Origin of the sequence: Allobosea sp. (assembly GCF_017308015.1) — a bacterium.
Taxonomy (GTDB): Bacteria; Pseudomonadota; Alphaproteobacteria; order Rhizobiales; family Beijerinckiaceae; genus Allobosea.
On record NZ_JAFKFW010000037.1, the window covers coordinates 1 to 20,251 of the forward strand.

Here is a 20,251-nt window from a genome sequence, read left to right on the forward strand (position 1 = left end):
CCGCGAATTCGCGGATGCCGTAGGGATGCTCTACGAGGCCGCGGCCGTGCCCGAAATGTGGCCCGGCACGATCGCACGCCTTGCCGAAATCGCCGGCTGCGCGGGCGGGCTTCTCTTTACCCATGCCGACGGGCACACCAACTGGGTCACCTGCGAGGCCTTCGGGCCCGTTTTCCAACGTTTCATGGAAGAGGGCTGGATGGAGCGAAATGCCCGCATGGCCGGGCTGCTTGCTCATGGCGGCACCGGCTTCGTCAATGACCACGACCTGTTCAGCGACGAGGAACTGTCGCGCACGGCCCTCTACCAGGAGTTCCTGCTACCGCAGGGCTATGGCTGGGGCACGGCGACACATGTGCGCGCGGCTTCCGGCGAGAACATCGTCTTCACGCTCGAGCGCAACTACGACCAAGGTCCGGTCTCACGCCGGGAGATCGAGATTCTCGACGGTATCCGGCCACATCTGGCCCGAGCGACGGTGCTGGCCTCCAAGCTTCGGCTCCAGCGCGCTCAAGCCAGCCTTGATTCCTTCCAGGCGGCTGGCGCGCCGGCCGCCCTGATCGGGCGTGGCACGGCGGTGCTTGCGACGAACCAGCGCTTCGATGCTTTGACGGGGCAGGTCGTGGCGCGCGCGATGGGGCGTATCGCCCTCGCCGACAAGCGGGCCAACGCACAGCTTCAGGACGCTCTGGTCCAGCTCTACCAGGATACCCTGAACGACCGGCGCTCGATCGTCGTACCGCATCTGGAGGACCGCGCGGCTTTCATTCTCCATATCCTGCCGATCCGGCGGCAGGCGCAGGATGTCTTCTCCCGCTCCGAGGCCATCCTCGTGGTCACCACATCGGAACGCCCACTCAATGTCGATGCCGCGATCCTCTGCGAACTCTACGACCTGACCCGCGCCGAAGCTTCCGTCGCCAACAGTTTGCTGGGAGGATTGTCAGTCGGCGAGATCGCCGCATCCCGCGGGGTCGGCCGCGAGACGGTCCGGGGCCAGATCAAGCGCGTCCTGAGCAAGACCGGCGCGCGGTCGCAGGCTGACCTCCTGCGCCGGCTGGCGCCGCTGTCGGCTGTTCCAGCGTAAACCGCCACATCCGCCGCCGCGGATTCGAACTTCGCCCCTGACTATCGTCAGGAAGCGCGCAGCTTGCGAACGATATTCGCCGCGCGCCGGATTGCAGTGATCGCAGCGCCAGTACCGATCAGCCAGAGCGCTCCGACGAGGACCTGATTGTGGCCGCTCCAGAGCGGCTCCGCCAGCGACAGGACAGCCGCAGCCGTGATCACCGCCATGCGGTGCTGCTTGGCCATCGGCCCCGAGAAATCGGCTGGCAATCCGCAATTGCGGCCGAGCTCGCGGGTATAGGCGGTCAGCACAGCGAAGGCCGCAGCAGCCCAGCCCAGGGTCGGCACGCCCGCGCCATAGCCGGCACCGACGAGGATCAGGATATCGGCAACGCGGTCGGGAAACTCGTTCCAAAACGGCCCGTCCGGCGCCTGCTTGCCGCCTTCGATCGCGACCATCCCGTCGAACAGATTGCAGAGCAGCCGGAACTGGCAGAACAGGGCCGCGAGCAGGAGCAAGGCAACGCGGGAGCCGCCTGTAGCCGTGCCCGCCTGCCAGAAGGCGATGCCGGCAGCGGCGGCCATCACCATACTCGCCATCGAGATCTGGTTCGGCGTGACGGAGGCCGTGCTCAACTTGCGCGCGACGGCGCGAGCCCAGCCGGAATCGCGGCTGGCGAGCGGGCGGCGGTTCTCGTCCTGCGCCATGTTCAGGCCTTCCGGATGCGCCAGAGCGAATAATTGTAGAGCGCGGCGTAGCTCGTCGCGACGGTGAGCGGCACGGCGATGGTCTTCAGTATCTCGGGCGTGCCGCCGATCGTGTGCAGGATCGTCAGCAGACTCGCGGAGACGAGGCCGGCGATCACCGGCGGCGCCAGCAAGGCGGCAAGGCCAGAAAAGCGGTCGGCGAGAAATTCGATCGCGCGTTTCAGGACCAGCGTGATCATGGCCGAGATCGCGCCCTGCAGCAGGCCGGCATAAAGCGGCGCCGGCATCGGATGGGTACGGTTGGCGAAGGCCGCCCAGCTCCCCATGGCGATAAAGGCGAAGCCGATATGGACGATACTACTTCGCATCAGGCGCGCGAACGGGCCGCTCATACGGCCGACCAGCCGTAGCGGACGAGATGGAAGAAGATCGGTGCGGAGAACACGACCGAGTCGAGCCGGTCGATGAAGCCGCCATGGCCGGCGATCAGGTTGCCCCAATCCTTGACGCCGCGATCGCGCTTGATCGCGGACATGACGAGCCCTCCGAAGAAGCCCATGAGGACGATGACCAGCGCGAGGAAAGCCGCCTGAAGTGCTGAGAACGGCGTCATCCAGGACAGACCGGCACCGACTGCGGTGGCGCTCAACGCCCCGCCGACGAAGCCCTCGACCGTTTTGGAAGGCGAGAGTTTCGGCGCGATCCTGGTGCGGCCGATGAGCTTGCCCCAGACATATTGCAGGACGTCACTGATCTGCACGACGATGACGAGGAAGGCTATCAGCAGAACGTTGCGGCCCTCGTAGCCGGCGATATCGAGGCTGAGCAGCGCCGGCACATGCGAGGTGGCGAAGACGCAGATCATCATCGCCCATTGCACCTCGGCAACACGGACGAGGAAATGCTCGGTATCGCCGCGTGCCGCCGCGATGATCGGCATCAGCAGGAAGGCGTAGACCGGGATGAAGATCGAATAGAGCCCGTACCACTCGATCCAGATCAGGTAGTACTGAACCGGCAGCACAACGAAAAACGCCGCGGCCAGCGCCCAATGATCGGCCCGGCGTGTATCGGTGAGCGTGATGAATTCGCGGAGCGCCGCGAAGGAACAGAAGCCGAAGAGCAGGGTCACGCCGGTCTTGCCGCCGATCAGCGCCAAGCCCATCAGCACCACCATGACCCACCAGGCCCGGATGCGATCGTTGAGGTTCTCGACCACGGCATTGGAACCATCGGGCGAGAGCTTGCGCTGCAGGACGAAGCCGATGGTGGAGGCGACGACGAGGACGCCGAGGATGCCGGCGAGTACGGCGACCAGATCGGGATGCGGCATCGTCATGTCGCGTTCGCCTTCGGGGACAGGGCGAGCAAGGCCGCTTCGGCTCTCGCCAGGAAATCCTGCTTGGTTTCGCCCTCGGAAAGACGAAGCGGCGCGCCGAAGGTCACGGTGCAGATCAGTGGGATCGGCACGAACTCGCCCTTGGGCATGACCCGGTTGAGATTGTCGATCCAGGCCGGCACGAGCGCCACGTTCGGCCGCGCCTGGGCCAGATGGAACAGGCCGCTCTTGAACGGCAGCAGCCGCGCCTCGGTGGTGTTGCGCGTGCCCTCGGGGAAGACGATCAGCGAGGAGCCGGCATCGAGCGCCTCGGTCATCTGCGCGATCGGATCGCTGGTGCGGCTCTCGCGATCGCGGTCGATCAGGACGGCATTGAAGACGTCGCGGCCGATGAAACGGCGCAAGGCACCCTTCAGCCAGTAATCGCTCCCGGCAACCGGACGGGTCGTGAAACGCAGCCGCCGCGGCAGCACGGTCCAGATCAGGACGAAATCGCCGTGGCTGGCATGGTTGGCGAAATAGATACGCTGCTCGTCGGACGGCTCGACACCAGCCCAACGCCCGCGAACGGCCGTGATGAAGCGGGCGAAGAAGAGAATGAGCGCGCTCGCCAGACTTGCCGCCGCCCTGCGCATCCCCGTCGATCCCGCCCTCAATTCGACTTTCCTGAGGAGGTAGCGCCTGTTTCCGATCCTGTCGATATCCCCAGCAAGCCAGGGCAAGGCAGCCATTTCGGCAAAGGGACAACCTTTCCCGGACTCAATGCCCGTAGGGATCGGGTGCCGTGCCGTCCTCGGGATCGGCCTCGCGCGGGTCGAAAGCTGCCGACCATGCGCTCAATCGCTCCTTGTCGCTGCCTTCGAAAGCCGCCTGCCTGAGATATACGCGCAATGCCTGCCGCTCGAAACGGCTGCGGGGCGGCTCGAAAGTGTCGGGAGCGAACCCGGCCGCGATAGCCTGTTTGGCTTTTCGCTTAAGGGCAACCTGCGCGGGCTCGCCGAAGCGCTCGAGAAGTGTTTGGAACCCTTGGAAGGCCTCCCTGTCGAAGGCGTGCGGCCGGCCCAACCCGTCCTTGAGCGGGTGCGCCGGTACGAGATGAGCGCAGGGCACGAAGCCCTCCGGCACCGGCTCGGTCGCGGCATGGGTGCGGCCACTGCGCAGGAGTTGGGGCAGCACATGGGTATGCGGGCCTTCGGGGCTGCGGCCATCGGCCGGGGGGATGGGCTGATAGACCTCGCAGCGGCCGAAGCGGGCGAGGAAGACCCGATGCGGGCCGGCCGCGACGATCGCGCCCATGGCGCGATTGCCGGGCTCGAACAGGGAGCGCCCGGCCTCCCCCCGCAATGCCGCGATCAGGGCGGGATCGGCGGTGCGGATGCAGATATCGGCCTGAAGTGTGCCCAACCCCATGTCGAACAGGATGCCCGCCGCATCCTGCGGGCGCAGCGCCCCCGCGTCCGGGCCGAGCTCGGTCAGGACGGTGCGCCGGTTCATCGCGCAGGCCTGCTCGGGCAGGCAGAGCGCGACGCGGTGGTTCCAGCCGCTGCCGACAGCGCTTTCCGATGCATGCAGGCGAACACCGTCGAGCCGCTCGAAACCGATACCACCGCGCGCCGTCGTCACCGAAAGCCGACCGGGTTCGTCCACGATCTCGAACGGCTCGCCCGCGTCGCGCATGAATTCCGCGATGGCGCCGAAGGTGCCGAGATTCCACTGGCTGCCGGCGTCGAGCAGATGATCCCGCAGGAGGCAGAGCACCGTATCGGTTCCGGTCATGAAGTAGTCTTTTCGTTCTCGAGGGTGCGCCAGGGCAGGAGGAAGGGCTCACCGGCATGGGCACCGCGCAGGGCATGGATGCCGAAGACCTGCGCGAGCCTGGCATCGTCCAGGACTGCGGCGGGAGGACCCTCGGCTATCCCCCGACCGTGATCGAGCAGCAGGAGACGGTCGCAGAAGCGGGCGGCCAAGCTGAGATCGTGCAGCACGACGACCACGCCGGTACCTTCACGGCTGATCCGGCGCAGCAGTTGCAGCGTATCGAGCTGATGCTGCGGATCGAGCCCCGCCAGCGGCTCATCCGCGAGGAGATAGGGCGCCTCGACCGCGAGCGCTCGCGCCAGCAGCACGCGACGTCGCTCGCCGCCCGACAGTGTACCGACAGCGCGGCAGGCGAAGCCGGAGACGTCGCAGAGTGCCAATGCCCGCGCGACCGCCTGCCGGTCGGCATCGCCGGCTTCGGCGAAGGGGCGGCGATGCGGCAAGCGGCCGAGCCCGACCAGGGCCTCGACAGAGAGAGCCACCGGCGCCTCCCCGCCCTGGGCCAGAAAGGCGATGCGGCGCGCAAGCGTGGTTCGACCGAGCTCTCGTGCGGTGGCGCCTTCATAGTCGACGCTGCCACCGTCCGCCGGCTGCAGCGCCGTCAGGACACGCAACAAGGTCGTCTTGCCCGCTCCGTTGGGGCCGATCAGGCCGAGCAACTCGCTCGGCCGAACCTGGGCATCGACCTCTTGCAGGATCGGCCTGCCGCCGAGCGAAACCGTGACGCCGGAAGCCGTGATTGCCATCACACGGCCTCCCGGCGCAGACGCTGGACCAGAGCGAAGAGGAAGGGCGCGCCGATCAGCGCGGTGACCACGCCGAGCTTGAGCTCAGGTCGCACCGGCACGAGCCGGACGCCGATATCGGCCGCAAGCACCAGAATGGCGCCACCGAAACCGCTGGCGATCAGCAAGCGACCCGGTCGATGCCCGACCAGCGGGCGCAGCAGATGCGGCACGACGAGCCCGACGAAGCCGATCGCGCCGGTCACCGCGACCGCGCTGCCGACGGCCAGCGCCGCGCCGCCGATCAGGCGCGCCCTGAGCCAGCCGAGATCGAAGCCGAGGCTCGCCGCCGTATCCTCGCCGAGGCCGAGCGCATCGAGCGCCGGCGCCGTCGAGGCCAGCAAGGCCCAGCCGAGCAGCATCAACGGCAGCGCGAGGGCGACATGGTTCATGCTGCGGTCGGCCAGCGAGCCCATCAGCCAGAACACGATCTCCAGCGCCGCGTAAGGGTTGGGTGCGAGGTTGAGCGCGAGCGCGGTCGCCGCTCCCGCGAAGCTGTTGAGCGCCACGCCTGCGAGAATCAGGGTGGTCGTGCTCGCACCGCGGCCGAGCAGGATGAAGAGGATCACGGTCGCCACAAGCGCGCCCGCGATCCCGCCGAGCGGCAAGACCAACGCGAGGCTGGCGGAGAGCCCGCTATAGAAGGCGAGAACGGCCCCGAAGGCGGCGGCGCTGGAAATGCCGATCACGCCCGGCTCGGCCAACGGGTTGCGCAGCAGCCCCTGCATCGCGGCACCCGCCATGCCGAGGCTGAAACCGACAAGCACGCCGAGCAGGGCACGCGGCAGGCGCAGTTCGTAAAAGACCAGTGCCGGCAGACTTTTCTGTCCTGCGAGGAGGTCCGTCACCGCCTCGCCAAGCGGCAAGGGCGCATAGCCCACGGCCATGGAGACAATGGTGAGGGCCAAAACGGCCAGGGCGAGCAGGCCCAGCAGCGGTGCCGGCCTCATGCCGGGTGAAGCGTTCGGCGTCATCGCTTCTCATCCACGGCGCGCACCAGCAATTCGATCGCATCGAGCACGCTCGGACCGGCGCAGGTCCAGAGCCGCGACGGCAGGGCGACGAGCTTCAGGCGGTCGCCGAGCCGCTCGATCACGGGATGTTGCAGGATCTCATGCGCGAGCGACGGGGGGCCGTCCGGCGTCTCGTTCAGGATCAGGACTTCGGCACGGCCGAGCACCACGGTTTCGAGCGCGATCTGGCCATAACTCTCGACGCCAAGCTCGGCCGCGATGTTGACGAGGCCGGCGCGGGTCAGGATCTCGTCGACGAGCGAGCCCCGGCCGACCGTGAAGCCGCTGGGCCGCAGCACGATCGCCCGCAATGGTGGCTCGACCCGCCGCGCCGCCAGCGCCTGCAGGCGCTGCTCGATCCCGTCGACCAGGGCCTCGCCGCGCGCGGGCTCGCCGAGCAGCTTCGCCATCTCCCCGATCTGCGCCTTCATCTCCGCGAGGTTGCGGGGAACGCCAAATTCCCGGACGTCAACGCCGACGCGCCCGAGCAGCGACACCGTCGCGCGCGTCGTATAGGCCCCGGCGACGACGAGGTCGGGCCTGAAGCCCATCACCTCCTCGGCGAGGCCGTGATTGGCCGGGATGTGACGCGCGGCCTCGGCCATATTGGCGTTGCGCGGGTCCTGCGACAGCCAGGTCACCGAGGCGATGCGCGAAGGATCGGCCAGGCGCAGGACCAGCTCATCGGTGCACATGTTGAGCGAGACGATGCGCATCGGCCGCTCCCCCGTGGACGCAGCCGATGCCACCGCGCCCGAGAGCGCGATGGAGAGCAGGCACGCGCCGCTCAGGCGCCGCAGGACGCGGGGCAGGTTCATCCGCCGAAGGCCACCTTGATGCCGCCGAAAGCGCCGAGGCCCGGCACGAGGAAGCCGACCGGATTCTCCCAGCGCTTGTCGAAGAGGTTATCGACCCGCCCGAACACCGTCACCTTGTCGGTCGCCTTGTACTCGGCGGCGAGATTGACCAGCGTCGCCCCCTTCGCGTTCATGCGGCGCACTGAAAAGTCGCGATTGCCGTCAACCCAGGATCCGACATGGATCAACGTCGCCGACAGGCTGAGCCTGTCGATCGGCGTCCAGGTCGCGGTCACGCTCGCCTTGTGGCGCGGCCGGCGCAGCAGTTCCTGCCGCGCGATCTCGTCTTTGGCGAGGGTGAAGGTATAGTCTCCGCGGATGCGGAACTGCGGCGAGATTTCCAACGCCGCGAAGGCCTCCACGCCCCTGGTCCGCGCCTTGCCGACATTGGCGTAGGAATCGCCCTTCGCATTGGTGACGATCAGGTTGTCGATATCGTTCTGGAACCAGGTCGCGCCAACCAGCAGGCGCTTGTCGAACAGAGGCTGCTCCAGACCGACATCCCACCCGCGGCTCTGCTCGGGCTTGAGGTCCGGATTGCCGTGGAAATTGAAGCCGGGGCGATAATCGACGAACAGCTCGTTCAGGGTCGGGGCCTTGAAGCCGGTACCATAGCTCGCCTTCAGCTTGGTCTCCGTGCCCGGCAGGATCATCGCCGGCGCGACGCGCCAGGTCGTGTGCCCGCCATAGCTGTCGTCGACGTCATGGCGGATATTCGCCGCCAGGAAGTAGCGATCCTGGATATTGCCCTGGTACTCGATATAGCCTGCCTTATTGCCGTTGGAGGCGACGAGGCTCGTCGTGTCCAGCCGCTCGCGCTCGTATTGCAGACCCATGATGACGTTATGGCCCTTGGCGACCTCGAGATTGCCGCGCCAATCCAGCTTGGTACGCTCGCCGAGATACTCGGTCGGACGCCCCAGGATACCAATGATCGAAGGCGTCCGCGACGACCGGTCCTGGTTGGAATAGGAGACGCCGAAGGTGTTGACGAAACGGCCGCCGAGCGGGTCCCAGACGATCTCGCCGCGCGTAAAGGCCTGGGCATAGTTCTGGCTGGAGCGATAGGCCGTCGGGCGGCTCGGGAAGCCGGCATCATAGGCCGACAGGAACTTGCCGTCAGTATAGCGGCCGACCCAGTTGAGGCTCAGCGTATCGGAGAGCGCGACGCCGATCCGGCTGGAATAGGTATAGGAATCATAGGCGTTGGGCCGCACCCGCACGCCCCGCGGAATCAGGCCTGGCGGAACTGAATCGGTCGAGTCCGAGCGGGTATGGGCGACATTGAAGGCGTAGTTGAAGCGATCGTCGCCGCCGCTGAAGCCGACCGACTGATTGAAGGTGCCTTGCGAGCCGGCCTCGACGCGGGCCGTCACCTTCGGCGGGCCTTCGCCGCGCTTCGTGATGATCGAGATCACGCCGCCGATCGCATTGGCGCCGTAGAGGCCGCTCTGGGGTCCGCGCAGCACTTCGATGCGCTCGATATCGTCGGTCATCATCGAACCGAAATCGAAGGCGCGGTTCGGCGTCGAGGCATCGTTGGCCTCGATGCCGTCGATGAGCACCTTGACGTGGTTGGAATTGGTGCCGCGCATGAAGACCGAGGTCAGGCCGCCCGGCCCGCCGATCTGGACGATATTGAGTCCCGGCACGGCGGCGAGCGCCTGCGGCAGGGTGCGGCGCTGCTGCTGCTCGATCTCCTTCGCCGTGATCACGGTGACGGAGCTCGCGATCTCGCGCGCCGGGGTCGGCGTGCCCGTGGCGCTGACGACGATCTCGTCGAGCGCAACGGTGGCGGGTCCGTTCTGGGCAAAGGTCGGAGCAGTGGCGCCAGCAATGGCGAGACAGGAGGCGGATAGCAGCAGACGGCTGCGGCCAGCGGCCGGGAGGAAGACGTTCACGATGGAGACCTCGGGCGTTGACGTCAGTGGCACGTCACCGCGAACGCGATCTCCCATCAGCCGCGCGAGAGGCGGCGAACGGTCGAATCAGCGATCGGCGCACCCCGGCCGAACGTGTCCGCGTGTGACCACGGCTGACGGCAGGTCTCCTGGCTCGCGGGTCGGTGCCTTTCGCCGCCTTCCCAGGTCCGAGGCCCCAGTGGCGTCTGGCGAAAGGCTCGCCGCTTACAGTTGCGGGGGCAGCCACGGCATGGGGTGGCTGGCCACCCGCACCGCGTTCCCTTTTGATCCCGTGAGGGAACCGTCGCGCTCAGGCTTATGAGGAGATCGGGCCGGCGTCAAATGAAGGCTCGCCGTCCCGCTGTGCGCGAGGAAACCTGATGCCGCTTTCCGTCACGATGTAGCGCATCGGGATGTCGAAGCCGTGCGGACGAATCGTCGCCATCTCCGCCATCTCGTAGCCGACACCGATCGCGATGGTGTCTGGCGGCAGGGCCGCGAGCGTGCGGTCGAAGAAGCCGCCGCCATAGCCGAGCCGATAGCCGGAGGCATCGAAACCGACCAGGGGCGCGATCACGATCCGCGGGAAGACCGGGGCACCCGCAGCGGGCGCGGGAATGTTCCAGACCCCGCGCTCCAGCCGCTCGCCCTTGCGCCAAAGCCGGAACAAGAGCGGCTTGCCGCGCTCGACCACGACGGGCAAGGCGACGAGGCCACGGCGCTCGCGCAGATCGCGGAACCAGTCGCGCAGGTCCGGCTCGCCCCGAAACGGCCAGTATCCGCTGACGAGGATGCCAGCCGGATCGCCGATCAGCCCGTCCAGATGCCCGATGATCCGGCGCGCGAGCGCGTTCCGGGCGCGCGCAGGCATCGTCAGGCGGGCGGCGATCAAGCGCGAACGCTCCGCGCGCCGCCACTCCGTCAGGCTGGGCTCGATCTTCACCGGCACGGAAGCGAGGGAGGATGGCGCGAGGCCGGAATAAGCGGGATCGACCTCGTGCAGCAGGCAGGGCGGGGATGCATAGTCGTTCAGATCGTCATCGCCGCCGCTCATCAACTTTCGGCCTCCGTCGCCACGACGCGCCAGTCGTCCCCGGGGCCTGCGAGGCGGCGCGCAAAGGTCCAGACGTCAGAACTGCGACGCATAGCCGAGGCCCCGTGGGTCAGCAGGCCGATCGAATCCTGCGCGAATTCGAAATAGGCTCCGGTGAAGCGGATCGCGATCTCCATCTGCTCCGCCTCGATCCGGGCCTCGACGATCTCCGAGGGCTCGATCCAGGCGAAGGCGGTCTCGACCCGCTGACCGCGGATCTCGCGTATGTCGATCGCGGCGCGAAAAATCTCGAAGACCTCCGGCGAAACCAGCCCGCACAGGGTTTCGCGGTCACCCGCGTCGAAGGCCGCCACCACCGTCTCATAAGCCGCCAGCCGTTCCTGCAGAAAGGCCTCGACGGTCACTGCGCTTTCGCGCCGGAGGATGTCGTCGACCCGTCCGGCCAGAGCAGGCGGCATCAGCTTCACTCCCGTTACCGGCATTCTCTTGGCCGGCAGGGCTTCCCCCGCGGCATCGCCGGCGGCATCGGTCTTCCCGGCTTGCTCAAGCGCGCCCAGACGCTCCAGGCACCAGTAGAGATTCCAATACATGCAAGCGAGCCAGATCAGCGAGATCAGCCCTGCTCCGTCGGCATCCTGAGGCATTCCGACCTCCGTGGAACAGCGGCGACGGTTGCCCGAAAGCCGCCCGCGATCCCGGTCGACGCGCCAGATGCGGACAAACAGATCAACGGTTCCGCACGGGTCATGACGGCGCCCGGCCGTGAGACCATTGTGCCCAGTCAGAATATGCAATCAAACGAATTTAACTGGTGATTGAGCGCAGTAAAAATGCACTATCCGGGCAAGGAGACCATGCATGGATACCGAGCTCGCCCGCACCTTCCTGGAGATCGTCCGGACGCGCAGCTTCGTGCGCGCCGCCGAGCAGCTTCATGTCAGCCAGACGACCGTCAGCGCCCGCATCAGGGCGCTCGAGGATCGGCTCGGCCGGCCGCTGTTCATTCGCAACAAGAAGGGTGCGGCGCTGACGCCCGCCGGCGAGCAGTTCCTGCGCTATGCGCCGAGCTTCCTCCAGCTCTGGCAAAGAGCCCGGCATCAGGTCGCGGTGCCGCCCGGTCGGCGGGCCGTGCTGGCGATTGGCGGCGAGCTCAGCCTCTGGCATCCCTGGCTGATCGAATGGCTGCACTGGATGCGGCAGGCCGCGCCGGACGTGGCGCTGCGCGTCGAGGTCGGCGTGCCGGAAAGCCTGACCGGCCAGGTTTCGAGCGGCGCTCTCGATGTCGCGGTAATGTACCAGCCGGAATATCGGCCCGGCGCACGCGTCGAATTGCTGCTGGAGGAAAAGCTGGTCCTCGTCACGACGACGCCGCCCGGAAGTGCCGCGAACGAGCGTCAGGCCTATGTCTATGTCGATTGGGGGCATGATTTCGCGCAGCATCACGAACTCAGCTTCCCCGACGACGGCAATCCAGGCCTTTATGTCAATCTCGGCCCTCTCGCCCTGGACTACGTGCTCGCAGCCGGCGGCTCCGGCTATTTCCGCCAGCGCATCGTCGCGCCGCATATCGCTGCCGGCCGGTTGTACCCGGTGCCCGGCGCGCCGAGCTTCTTCTATCCGGTCTATGCAGTCTGCTCGGCCCAGGCCGATGACGAGCTGGTCGCTCTCGCGCTCAAGGGCCTGCGCGTCATCGCTGCCGCGGACAAGGATGAAAAGGCACCCTGAACCTCGGTACCCATCGCTCCCGGAAATGCTTTATGCTGCCGGGATCAGAAGCAGATAGGCACCCGCTCGATGCTGGCCGACACACTGCCCCCCGCGAGCGTGGGCGTCACCGTCAAACTCTACGACGATCTTTCCTCGGCCATCGTCTCCGGGGAGATCGCCCCCGGCGCCAAGCTGAGCGAGCCGGCGATCGCCCGCCGCTTCGGCGTCAGCCGCGCGCCGGTGCGCGAGGCGATCCGGCGGCTGCAGGAGCGCGGGCTCATCACCTATGTCGCCAATCAGGGCGCGCGCGTCGCCGAGCCGAGTGCAGCCGAATTCCTCGCGCTGCTCGACGTGCGCGAGGCCACCGAAGGCATGGCCGCCCGCCTCGCGGCAGAAAGCATGAGCGACGACGAGATCGCGGCGCTGGAGGCCCTGGTCACCGGGCATCGCGGCGAGATCGAGCGCAACCCGATGGGCGCCTATCTCCAGGACGAGCCCGAAGCGGATTTTCATCGACGGATCGCCAAGGGCAGCGGCAACCCGATCTTGGCCGAACTGCTCTGCGAGCAGTTCTATCCGCGGCTGCGCCTGTGCCGGCGCTTGCATTCCACCGTCCCGGGCCGCGGCCGCGAGGCCTGGCGCGAGCATATGCGGATCACCGAGGCGATCAGCCACCGCGACGGCGAACTGGCCGAGATCCTGATGCGGCGCCATATCCGTGCCGCGCGCATGGCGCTTCAGGCGGCGCTCGCCGCGAGCGAAGCCAGCAAGCCGGGCAAGCGCCGGGTCGCAACGAAGCGCTAGCCTTCTCAGCCGGCGGAAGTCGCGGGCTCGCCTTCGGCACGGTCGCGGCGGCGCAGGCGCGCGATCGCAGGCGGCACCACGAGCACCAGCGCCGCGATCGTCAGCAGCGTCGCCGCGATCGGCGTCCCGACCAGGACGCTCCAGTCGTTCTGGCTGACCGCGAGCGCGCGCCGGAGCTGGATTTCCGCCTGCGGGCCGAGGATCAGGCCGATCAGGGCCGGCGCGATCGGAAAATCATGGACGCGCGCGACATAGCCGACGAGGCCGACGCCGAACATCAGCGCCAGATCCATCCAGGAGGTCGACAGGCCCCAGACGCCGACCATCGCGAAGACGACGATGCCGCCATAGATGTAGTGCCGGGGGATCAGCAGGAGCCTGACCCAGATTCCGACCAGCGGCAGGTTGAGGATCAGCAGGATGACGTTGCCGATATAGAGCGAGGCGATCAGGCCCCAGAGCAGGTCAGGATTGGTCGCGAAGAGCAGCGGGCCGGGCTGGAGCCCGTAGTTCTGGAAGGCGGCGAGCAGCACGGCCGCAGTGGCCGTCGAGGGCAGGCCGAGCGTCAGGAGCGGCACGAGGATGCCGGCGGCAGCCGCGTTGTTGGCGGCCTCGGGCCCGGCGACGCCCTCGATCGCGCCCTGCCCGAACTCCTCGGGATGCGGGGTCAGGCGGCGCTCCAGCGCATAGGAGAGGAAGGTCGGGATTTCCGTTCCGCCAGCCGGCAGGGCGCCGATCGGAAAGCCGATCACGCTGCCCCGCAGCCAGGGTTTCCAGGATCGCTTCCAGTCCTGCTTCGTCATCCAGCTTCCGCCGGAGAGCGGATTCACGGCGGCGGGCGCGACGCTGTGCCGGCTCGCGACATAGAGCGTCTCGCCGATCGCGAAGAGCGAGACCAGCACGACCGTGAAGGAGATGCCGTCGAGCAGTTCGAGCGTGCCGAAGACCATGCGGGTCTGACCGGTCTGGGTGTCGATGCCGATCGTGCCGAGCGCCAGACCGAAGAACAGAGCGGCGAAGCCGCGCACCATCGAGCGCCCCATCACCACAGCGACCGAAGTGAAGGACAATATCATCAGCGCGAAGTAGTCCTCCGGGCCGAAGACGAAGGCGAGTTCGGCGATGGCCGGGGCGAGGAAGGTGAGCGCCAGCGTGCCGATCGTACCGGCGACGAAGGAGCCGATCGCGGCGGTCGCCAGCGCCGCGGCGCCGCGGCCGCGGCGGGCCATGCGGTTGCCTTCGAGCGCCGTCATGACCGAACCGCTCTCGCCCGGCGTGTTCAGCAGGATCGAGGTGGTCGAGCCGCCATAGAGCGCGCCGTAGAGGATGCCGGCGAACATGATGAAGGCCGAGGCCGGATTGACCTGCGCCGTCACCGGAAGAAGCAGCGCGATGGTCAGGGCCGGGCCGATGCCCGGCAGGACGCCGACCGCCGTGCCGAGCCCGCAGCCGACGAAAGCCCAGAACAGATTCATCGGCTGCAAGGCAACCGCGAACCCGCCGATCAACTGGTTCAGGATGTCCATCGTTCAACCCAATAGCGGGAAGAAGGGGCCCAGGCTGATGCCGAGGCGGGAAAAGCCGAGCCAGGCGAGGCTGGCGATCAGCGCGCCAATCCCGAGATCGAGCATGGTTCGGCGCGAGCCGAAAGCATGCGTCACCAGCGTGAAGGCGAGCATCGCGCTGAACGGAAAGCCGAGCCAGCAGATCGTCAGCAGCGGCACGCCGACACCGGCCAGCGCCATCAGGAAAGCCGGGCGCGAGAACGACGCCTCCTCCTCCTCATCCTCAGCGGAGGATGCCAATTGCCCTTTCAACGCCTGCACGATCAGCAGGAAGCCGAGCAGGACGAGGACGAGCCCGACGGCAAGCACGATCGCAGCCGGGCCGAGACCGACATAATTGGTGGTCGACGCAATCCCGCGCGCGCCGTTGAGCCAGAGCGCGCCCATGATCAGGATCGCGAGCCCCAGCCACCAGGGCCGTCGACCGCCGGCTGCGACGGAATCGTTCTTCATCGACGACATGGCCTTGCCCTGCCCTTTTCGCGACGGATCACGAGCGACGCGCCCATGCGCGCCGCCCGGCATCGACGAAGGCTATTTCAGGATGCCGACTTCCTTGAGCGCGCTGGTCCAGTTCACCTCCTCGCTCTTGAGGAAGTCGTTGAAGGCGTCGCCCGGCAGATAGGCATCCTCCCAGCCTTGCGTCTTCAGCGTCTCCTTCCACTCCTTGGTAGCGTGGAGCTTGGCGAAACGGTCGAGCCAGGTCTTCCTAGCGGCGTCGCTCATGCCGGGCGCGCCGACGAAGCCGCGCCAGTTGCCGACCTCGACCGGGATGCCGGCCTCCTTCAGCGTCGGGGCGTTGAGGCCCTCGACCCGCGTCGGGCCGGAAGTCGCGATGATGCGGATGCGGCCGGATTCGGCGAAAGCGCGGAACTCCGAGGCGCCGGAGATCGCCGCCTTGATCTTGCCGCCGCCAAGCGCGGCCAGAATCTCGCCGCCGGAGAAGGCGACGAAGTTGATCTTGCCGACGGGCGCGCCAGCATGCTTGGCGAGCAGCGCCAGCATGACATGGTCGGCGCCGCCGGCCGAGCCGCCGCCGACGGAGAGCGCGCCGGGATCGGCCTTGAGCGCGGCGATGAAGTCCTGGGGCGTCTTGATCGGCGAGTTCGCCGGCACGGCGATGGCGTTGTACTCGTTGGTCAGGCGCAGCAGCGGCGTCGTGTCCTTGAGCGAGACCGGCGTCTGGTTGGTGATGACACCGCCGACCATGATGACGCCGGTGACCAGCAGGGCGTTGTCGTCGCCCTTGGCGGTACGGACGAATTCGGCGAGGCCGATCGTGCCGGCGGCACCGCCCTTGTTGGTGAAGGAAGCCCCGTCGGTGAAGACCTTGGACTGGGCGAAGGCCGCCATGGTGTGACGCCCTGCCCCGTCCCAGCCACCACCGGGATTGGCCGGGATCATGACCTTCGCCGGCTCGGCCAGGGCCGCGCCGGTGCCGAGTCCCAGGGCCAGAACGCCGGCCATCGTCAAACTCTTCAGCATCTTTCATCTCCTCCCGTTGTCGTTATGCCGCCTGTTTCGGCTGGTCGCTTCTTGCCGCGTCATCCGCGGTTCGGGCGCCGGGTCGCTCCGGCGCCCCGCTGTCCTCATGCGCTGCGCTCGCGCTGCGGCATGCCTTCCGGCGTGATCGTCGCGACGATCGAGGCATCGAGCGCCTCGTAACCGGCGAGCCCGATCGTCTTGTAGAGCTCGGCCCGCGTCTGCATCTGGTCGACCATGGCATGGGTGCCGCCGTCGCGGGCGAGCGCCGCATAGAGCTTCTCCTGCGCCTTGTTGGCGACGCGCAGCGAAGAGACCGGCCAGATCACCATGCGATAGCCCATCGCCTCGAACTCGGAAGCCGTGAAGAAGGGCGTGCGGCCGAACTCGGTCATGTTGGCGAGCAGCGGCACACCGGGAACGCGGCGGGCGAACTCGCGGAACATCTCGGCCGTGGTCAACGCTTCCGGGAAGATCGCATCGGCGCCGGCCTCGAGATAGAGCTTGGCGCGCTCGACCGCGCCATCGATGCCCTCGCTCGCGGCGGCATCGGTGCGGGCGATCACGTAGAGATGCCGGCGGGCCTTCGCGGCAGCGGCAACCTTGGCCGCCATGTCATGGGCGTGGGCGAGCTTCTTGTCGTTGAGATGGCCGCATTTCTTCGGCAGCAGCTGGTCCTCGATATGGACGGCGCCCGCACCGGCCTCCTCGAAGACGCGCACCATATGCATGACGTTGAGCGCCTCGCCATAACCGGTATCGCCATCGACGAGCAGCGGCAGGCCAGAGGCCCGCGCGATCTGGCGGATAAAGAAGGCGACCTCATCGACGGTGATGATGCCGAGATCGGGGATGCCCATCGACGCCGTCATCGCCGCGCCCGACAGATAGAGGCCCTCGAAGCCGGCCATCCTGGCCTGAATCGCGGCCATGCCGTTATGGGCGCCGGGCAGGCGGGCGATGCCGCCGCGCTCGACCAGCGTCCGGAAACGCTGGCCGGCCGGCTCGGACGGAAGCTCAGAGGCGACGAGATAGGGCATGGGCACTCAGTTGCAGTAGAGATCGACGTAGTCGTTGACCGGCATCGCCTCGAGCCGGGCCTGATCCAGCGAGACGTCGAGGATCTGGCGCTGGCGCTTCTCGACGAAGCGGCGGCCAAGATTGGTGCGGAACTTGGCTTCCAGCAGCGGAATGCCGTCGGCCCGGCGGCGCTTGTGGCCGATCGGGTATTCGACGACGAGCTCGGGCAGCACCGTGCCGTCCTTGAGCGTCACCGTCATGCCGTTGGCGATCGAGCGCTTCTCGGGATCGTGGTAGTCCCTGGTGAAGGCCGGGTCCTCGACGCATTCGATCTTGTCGCGGAGCGCATCGATGCGCGGATCGGCGGCAACATCATCCTCGTAGTCGGCGGCGGTGAGGCGACCGAAGATGAAGGGCACGGCGACCATGTACTGGATGGTGTGGTCGCGATCGGCCGGATTATGCAGCGGGCCGCGCTTGTCGATGATGCGGATGCAGGCCTCATGCGTCCTGATCCTGATCGAGGCGATGTCGTCGCTGCTGCGGCCCATCGCCTTGAGCCGATCGTGCAGCGTCATCGCCGCTTCCACCGCAGTCTGCGAGTGGAACTCGGCCGGGTAGGAAATCTTGAACAGCACGTGCTCCATCACATAGGAGCCGTAGGGGCGCTGGAACTTGAAACTCTGGCCGCGGAACGAGGCGTCGTAGAAGCCCCAGGTCTTCGCGGTGAGCGCTGACGGATACCCCATCTCGCCGGTGCGGGCGATCAGGGCGAGCCTGACGGCGCGGCTGGTGGCATCGCCCGCCGCCCAGCTCTTGCGCGAGCCGGCATTGGGAGCGTGTCGATAGGTGCGCAACGCCTGACCGTCGACGAAGGCGAGCGAAAGCGCGTTCACGATCTCGTCGCGGTCGAGTCCGAGCATGCCGGCGACCACCGCGGTCGAGGCGACCTTGACCAGGATGACATGGTCGATGCCGACCTTATTGAAAGCGTTCTCCAGTGCGAGGCAGCCCTGGATCTCATGCGCCTTGATCATCGCGGTGAGCACATCGCGCATCGTCAATGGCGCCTTCCCGGCAGCGACGGCGGTCCGCGACAGCCAGTCGGCGACGGCAAGGATGCCGCCGAGATTGTCGGACGGATGGCCCCATTCGGCGGCGAGCCAGCAATCGTTGAAGTCGAGCCAGCGGATCATGGTGCCGAAATTCAAGGCCGCCTGGATCGGATCGAGTTGATAGGGCGTGCCCGGCACGCGAGCGCCGTTCGGCACGACCGTGCCCGGCACCACGGGGCCGAGCAGCTTGGTGCAGGCGGGATATTCGAGCGCCTCCATCCCGCAGCCCATCGTGTCGATCAGGCAGTTGCGGGCGGTTTCGTAAGCGAGCGCGCTGTCGACGCGGTAATTCAGCACGTAGTCGGCGATATCGACCAGCACACCGTCCGGAGCCGGACGCTCATTGTTGTTGGACATCGCCATTTTAGGCCGTTCCTCGCATCGATCGCTCGCCTTTTCGTGTCGACCAGCATTTATTGTCGACATAAATTGCATCCATACGGCGATTTGACAAGCAGTTCGGGGTCGTTAATCTAAAAGTTGTCGACAATCAAACCGGGAGAGCCAAGAGCCCGGGCAGGCGACGCAAGCCCGCCGCCCACAGGTGGGACCAACAAGACTTTCGGAGGAACGCCATGAGGACAACGATCGCCACCTGCTGCGCGCTGCTGCTCTCGGCAACCGTCCACGCACAGGACTTCCAGCCGCAGAACCCGGAATGCATCGCACCCGCCGCGCCCGGCGGCGGCTTCGACCTGACCTGCCGGCTCACCAGCCGCATGCTGAACGAGACGGGGCTGGTCGGCCCGTCGATCCGCACCACCAACATGCCCGGCGGCATCGGCGCCGTCGCCTATAACAATATCCAGGCGCAGCGCGCCGCCGATGCCAATGTCATCGTCGCCGTTTCGACCGGCTCCTGGGTCAATCTCGCCCAGGGCAAGTTCGGCCGCTTCAGCGAATCCGACGTGCGCTGGCTCGGCGCTATCGGCGCCGATTACGGCGTGCTTGCCGTGCGCAAGGACAGCCGCTTCAAGACCCTCGCCGATGTCGTCGAGGCCCTGAAGAAGGACCCGACCTCGGTGAAGGTCGGCGCCGGCGGCACCGTCGGCAGCCAGGACTGGATGAAGCCGGCACTGGTGCTGAAGGCGGCGGGCGTCGACCCCCGCAAGATGCGCTATCTCGCCTATGAGGGCGGCGGCGAGGCGATCGGCGCACTGCTCGGCGGCCATATCGACCTCTTCCCCGGCGATGCCTCCGAGGTGCGCGGCCAGCTCGAGGCCGGAGAAATCCGCCTGCTCGCGACGTTTTCGGACAAGCGGCTGCCCGGCGCCTTCGCACAGGTGCCGACCGCCAAGGAACAGGGCTACGACGTGCAATGGCCGATCGTGCGCGGCTTCTATACGCCGCCAAAGGCTTCCGAGGCGTCTTACACCTACTGGACGGGGGTGCTGACCAAGCTCAATGCCGATCCGCGCTGGCAGAAGGCGCGCGGCGAGCAGGGCCTGTTCGAATTCAACATGGTCGGCGCGGAATTCGACGCCTTCGCCAAGAAGCGGACGGCCGATTTCCGGACGCTGGCGGCCGAGGTTGGCCTCGCCAAGTAAGGGCTGAAGCCCTTCGCCCCAGCAGCGGGACGGGAGAAGATCATGGTCGATCGCCTGGTCGGGTTGATCTGTGCGCTGCTCGGTGCGGGCGCGATCTGGCATGCGCAGACCCTGCATGTGCCCTTCGCGGCCGATCCGGTCGGGCCGCGCGTGTTTCCGACGATCACCGGTGGCGTGCTGATCCTGGGCGGGTGCATCCTGATGCTGCGCCCGGGACCGGTCGCGATGGAATTCGGGACCTGGCCGCGTGCTCTCGCGGTACTCGTCGCCAGCCTGATCTACCCGCTGCTCCTGCTGCCGATCGGCTTCATCGCGGCCACGGCCATGCTCTGCTTCGTGGCCGCGCTGGCCTTCCACGCCCGGCCACTGCCTGCAGCCGTCTCGGCGGTCGGCACAGCCATCGTCTTCTTCGTACTGCTCGACAAGATGCTCGACCTGCCGCTGCCGCGCGGGCCTCTGGGAATCTGA

General features: G+C 67.2%; 21 protein-coding genes and 1 riboswitch. Of the genes, 5 read left to right on the plus strand and 16 right to left on the minus strand.

Translation table 11 applies throughout. The annotated features are described in order from the left end of the window. The coding region (locus J0I42_RS22375; RefSeq protein WP_291658208.1) for a helix-turn-helix transcriptional regulator at positions 1–1,087 on the plus strand (1,087 nt) is incomplete at its 5' end. Positions 1,088–1,134: 47 nt separating this feature from the next. On the opposite strand, the gene J0I42_RS22380 is transcribed toward J0I42_RS22375, so the two are convergent. From J0I42_RS22380 to J0I42_RS22430, 11 genes are all read right to left on the minus strand, one after another. Next, entirely contained in the window at positions 1,135–1,776 is a 642-nt protein-coding gene (locus J0I42_RS22380) for a CDP-alcohol phosphatidyltransferase family protein (RefSeq protein ID WP_291658210.1), read from the minus strand. 2 nt (positions 1,777–1,778) lie between these two features. Beyond that, a complete protein-coding gene (locus J0I42_RS22385) occupies positions 1,779–2,168 on the minus strand; it encodes a hypothetical protein (protein ID WP_291658211.1) in 390 nt (129 codons plus the stop codon). Further along, on the minus strand, positions 2,165–3,115 hold the full coding sequence (locus J0I42_RS22390; protein WP_291658213.1) for a phosphatidate cytidylyltransferase: 951 nt from the start codon (positions 3,113–3,115) through the stop codon (positions 2,165–2,167). Before J0I42_RS22390 ends, J0I42_RS22385 begins: the two co-directional genes overlap by 4 nt. Further along, positions 3,112–3,750: a lysophospholipid acyltransferase family protein gene (locus J0I42_RS22395; RefSeq protein WP_291658214.1), complete on the minus strand. Its 639-nt coding sequence runs from the start codon at positions 3,748–3,750 to the stop codon at positions 3,112–3,114. Before J0I42_RS22395 ends, J0I42_RS22390 begins: the two co-directional genes overlap by 4 nt. A gap of 124 nt (positions 3,751–3,874) precedes the next feature. After that, positions 3,875–4,891: a DUF6925 family protein gene (locus tag J0I42_RS22400; RefSeq protein WP_291658216.1), complete on the minus strand. Its 1,017-nt coding sequence runs from the start codon at positions 4,889–4,891 to the stop codon at positions 3,875–3,877. Beyond that, entirely contained in the window at positions 4,888–5,679 is a 792-nt protein-coding gene (locus J0I42_RS22405; protein WP_291658217.1) for an ABC transporter ATP-binding protein, read from the minus strand. The genes J0I42_RS22400 and J0I42_RS22405 overlap by 4 nt, the downstream gene beginning before the upstream one ends. Further along, on the minus strand, positions 5,679–6,692 hold the full coding sequence (locus tag J0I42_RS22410; RefSeq protein ID WP_291658218.1) for a FecCD family ABC transporter permease: 1,014 nt from the start codon (positions 6,690–6,692) through the stop codon (positions 5,679–5,681). The genes J0I42_RS22405 and J0I42_RS22410 overlap by 1 nt, the downstream gene beginning before the upstream one ends. Further along, the gene (locus J0I42_RS22415; protein ID WP_291658220.1) at positions 6,689–7,549 is read right to left on the minus strand and encodes an ABC transporter substrate-binding protein; all 861 of its coding nucleotides are present in this window, start codon (positions 7,547–7,549) and stop codon (positions 6,689–6,691) included. The genes J0I42_RS22410 and J0I42_RS22415 overlap by 4 nt, the downstream gene beginning before the upstream one ends. After that, complete coding sequence (locus tag J0I42_RS22420) at positions 7,546–9,489, minus strand: TonB-dependent receptor plug domain-containing protein (RefSeq protein WP_291658222.1); 1,944 nt, start codon at positions 9,487–9,489, stop codon at positions 7,546–7,548. Before J0I42_RS22420 ends, J0I42_RS22415 begins: the two co-directional genes overlap by 4 nt. A gap of 122 nt (positions 9,490–9,611) precedes the next feature. Beyond that, a riboswitch (cobalamin riboswitch) is annotated at positions 9,612–9,810 on the minus strand. Beyond that, positions 9,806–10,543 carry a 5-formyltetrahydrofolate cyclo-ligase gene (locus J0I42_RS22425; protein WP_291658223.1) on the minus strand — a complete coding sequence of 246 codons (738 nt, stop codon included), beginning with the start codon at positions 10,541–10,543 and terminating at the stop codon, positions 9,806–9,808. (Overlaps the previous riboswitch by 5 nt.) Then, complete coding sequence (locus J0I42_RS22430; RefSeq protein ID WP_291658224.1) at positions 10,543–11,187, minus strand: Tim44 domain-containing protein; 645 nt, start codon at positions 11,185–11,187, stop codon at positions 10,543–10,545. Before J0I42_RS22430 ends, J0I42_RS22425 begins: the two co-directional genes overlap by 1 nt. A 214-nt stretch (positions 11,188–11,401) precedes the next feature. Between J0I42_RS22430 and J0I42_RS22435 the strand changes: the two genes are divergently transcribed. After that, complete coding sequence (locus J0I42_RS22435) at positions 11,402–12,268, plus strand: LysR family transcriptional regulator (protein ID WP_291658225.1); 867 nt, start codon at positions 11,402–11,404, stop codon at positions 12,266–12,268. Between the two features lie 69 nt (positions 12,269–12,337). Continuing rightward, complete coding sequence (locus tag J0I42_RS22440; protein WP_291658226.1) at positions 12,338–13,054, plus strand: GntR family transcriptional regulator; 717 nt, start codon at positions 12,338–12,340, stop codon at positions 13,052–13,054. A 5-nt stretch (positions 13,055–13,059) separates the two neighbouring features. On the opposite strand, the gene J0I42_RS22445 is transcribed toward J0I42_RS22440, so the two are convergent. The 5 genes from J0I42_RS22445 to J0I42_RS22465 all read right to left on the minus strand — a co-directional run bounded on the left by J0I42_RS22445 (position 13,060) and on the right by J0I42_RS22465 (position 18,599). Beyond that, on the minus strand, positions 13,060–14,580 hold the full coding sequence (locus J0I42_RS22445; protein ID WP_291658227.1) for a tripartite tricarboxylate transporter permease: 1,521 nt from the start codon (positions 14,578–14,580) through the stop codon (positions 13,060–13,062). A gap of 3 nt (positions 14,581–14,583) precedes the next feature. Then, positions 14,584–15,072 (minus strand): tripartite tricarboxylate transporter TctB family protein, encoded by a 489-nt coding sequence (locus tag J0I42_RS22450; protein WP_291658228.1) that lies wholly within the window; start codon positions 15,070–15,072, stop codon positions 14,584–14,586. A gap of 81 nt (positions 15,073–15,153) precedes the next feature. Further along, on the minus strand, positions 15,154–16,104 hold the full coding sequence (locus J0I42_RS22455) for a Bug family tripartite tricarboxylate transporter substrate binding protein (protein WP_291658229.1): 951 nt from the start codon (positions 16,102–16,104) through the stop codon (positions 15,154–15,156). 104 nt (positions 16,105–16,208) lie between these two features. Continuing rightward, positions 16,209–17,141 (minus strand): methylisocitrate lyase, encoded by a 933-nt coding sequence (gene prpB, locus J0I42_RS22460; protein WP_291658230.1) that lies wholly within the window; start codon positions 17,139–17,141, stop codon positions 16,209–16,211. A 6-nt stretch (positions 17,142–17,147) separates the two neighbouring features. Continuing rightward, positions 17,148–18,599 (minus strand): bifunctional 2-methylcitrate dehydratase/aconitate hydratase, encoded by a 1,452-nt coding sequence (locus J0I42_RS22465; protein ID WP_291658231.1) that lies wholly within the window; start codon positions 18,597–18,599, stop codon positions 17,148–17,150. 212 nt (positions 18,600–18,811) lie between these two features. Here J0I42_RS22465 and J0I42_RS22470 point away from each other — a divergent pair, with 212 nt between their 5' ends. Together J0I42_RS22470 and J0I42_RS22475 are read left to right on the plus strand one after the other, a co-directional pair. Then, positions 18,812–19,783 (plus strand): Bug family tripartite tricarboxylate transporter substrate binding protein, encoded by a 972-nt coding sequence (locus tag J0I42_RS22470; RefSeq protein ID WP_291658232.1) that lies wholly within the window; start codon positions 18,812–18,814, stop codon positions 19,781–19,783. Positions 19,784–19,825: 42 nt separating this feature from the next. Then, positions 19,826–20,251 (plus strand): tripartite tricarboxylate transporter TctB family protein, encoded by a 426-nt coding sequence (locus J0I42_RS22475; protein WP_291658233.1) that lies wholly within the window; start codon positions 19,826–19,828, stop codon positions 20,249–20,251.

Coding starts and splice junctions, on each gene's coding strand:
- J0I42_RS22385 (WP_291658211.1), bottom strand. CDS start 2,168: ATGAGCGGCCCGTTCGCGCGCCTGATGCGAAGTAGTATCGTCCATATC.
- J0I42_RS22455 (WP_291658229.1), bottom strand. CDS start 16,104: ATGCTGAAGAGTTTGACGATGGCCGGCGTTCTGGCCCTGGGACTCGGC.
- J0I42_RS22380 (WP_291658210.1), bottom strand. CDS start 1,776: ATGGCGCAGGACGAGAACCGCCGCCCGCTCGCCAGCCGCGATTCCGGC.
- J0I42_RS22415 (WP_291658220.1), bottom strand. CDS start 7,549: ATGAACCTGCCCCGCGTCCTGCGGCGCCTGAGCGGCGCGTGCCTGCTC.
- J0I42_RS22435 (WP_291658225.1), top strand. CDS start 11,402: ATGGATACCGAGCTCGCCCGCACCTTCCTGGAGATCGTCCGGACGCGC.
- J0I42_RS22395 (WP_291658214.1), bottom strand. CDS start 3,750: ATGCGCAGGGCGGCGGCAAGTCTGGCGAGCGCGCTCATTCTCTTCTTC.
- J0I42_RS22425 (WP_291658223.1), bottom strand. CDS start 10,543: ATGAGCGGCGGCGATGACGATCTGAACGACTATGCATCCCCGCCCTGC.
- J0I42_RS22445 (WP_291658227.1), bottom strand. CDS start 14,580: ATGGACATCCTGAACCAGTTGATCGGCGGGTTCGCGGTTGCCTTGCAG.
- J0I42_RS22440 (WP_291658226.1), top strand. CDS start 12,338: ATGCTGGCCGACACACTGCCCCCCGCGAGCGTGGGCGTCACCGTCAAA.
- J0I42_RS22465 (WP_291658231.1), bottom strand. CDS start 18,599: ATGGCGATGTCCAACAACAATGAGCGTCCGGCTCCGGACGGTGTGCTG.
- J0I42_RS22450 (WP_291658228.1), bottom strand. CDS start 15,072: ATGAAGAACGATTCCGTCGCAGCCGGCGGTCGACGGCCCTGGTGGCTG.
- prpB (WP_291658230.1), bottom strand. CDS start 17,141: ATGCCCTATCTCGTCGCCTCTGAGCTTCCGTCCGAGCCGGCCGGCCAG.
- J0I42_RS22390 (WP_291658213.1), bottom strand. CDS start 3,115: ATGACGATGCCGCATCCCGATCTGGTCGCCGTACTCGCCGGCATCCTC.
- J0I42_RS22400 (WP_291658216.1), bottom strand. CDS start 4,891: ATGACCGGAACCGATACGGTGCTCTGCCTCCTGCGGGATCATCTGCTC.
- J0I42_RS22410 (WP_291658218.1), bottom strand. CDS start 6,692: ATGACGCCGAACGCTTCACCCGGCATGAGGCCGGCACCGCTGCTGGGC.
- J0I42_RS22405 (WP_291658217.1), bottom strand. CDS start 5,679: ATGGCAATCACGGCTTCCGGCGTCACGGTTTCGCTCGGCGGCAGGCCG.
- J0I42_RS22430 (WP_291658224.1), bottom strand. CDS start 11,187: ATGCCTCAGGATGCCGACGGAGCAGGGCTGATCTCGCTGATCTGGCTC.
- J0I42_RS22470 (WP_291658232.1), top strand. CDS start 18,812: ATGAGGACAACGATCGCCACCTGCTGCGCGCTGCTGCTCTCGGCAACC.
- J0I42_RS22475 (WP_291658233.1), top strand. CDS start 19,826: ATGGTCGATCGCCTGGTCGGGTTGATCTGTGCGCTGCTCGGTGCGGGC.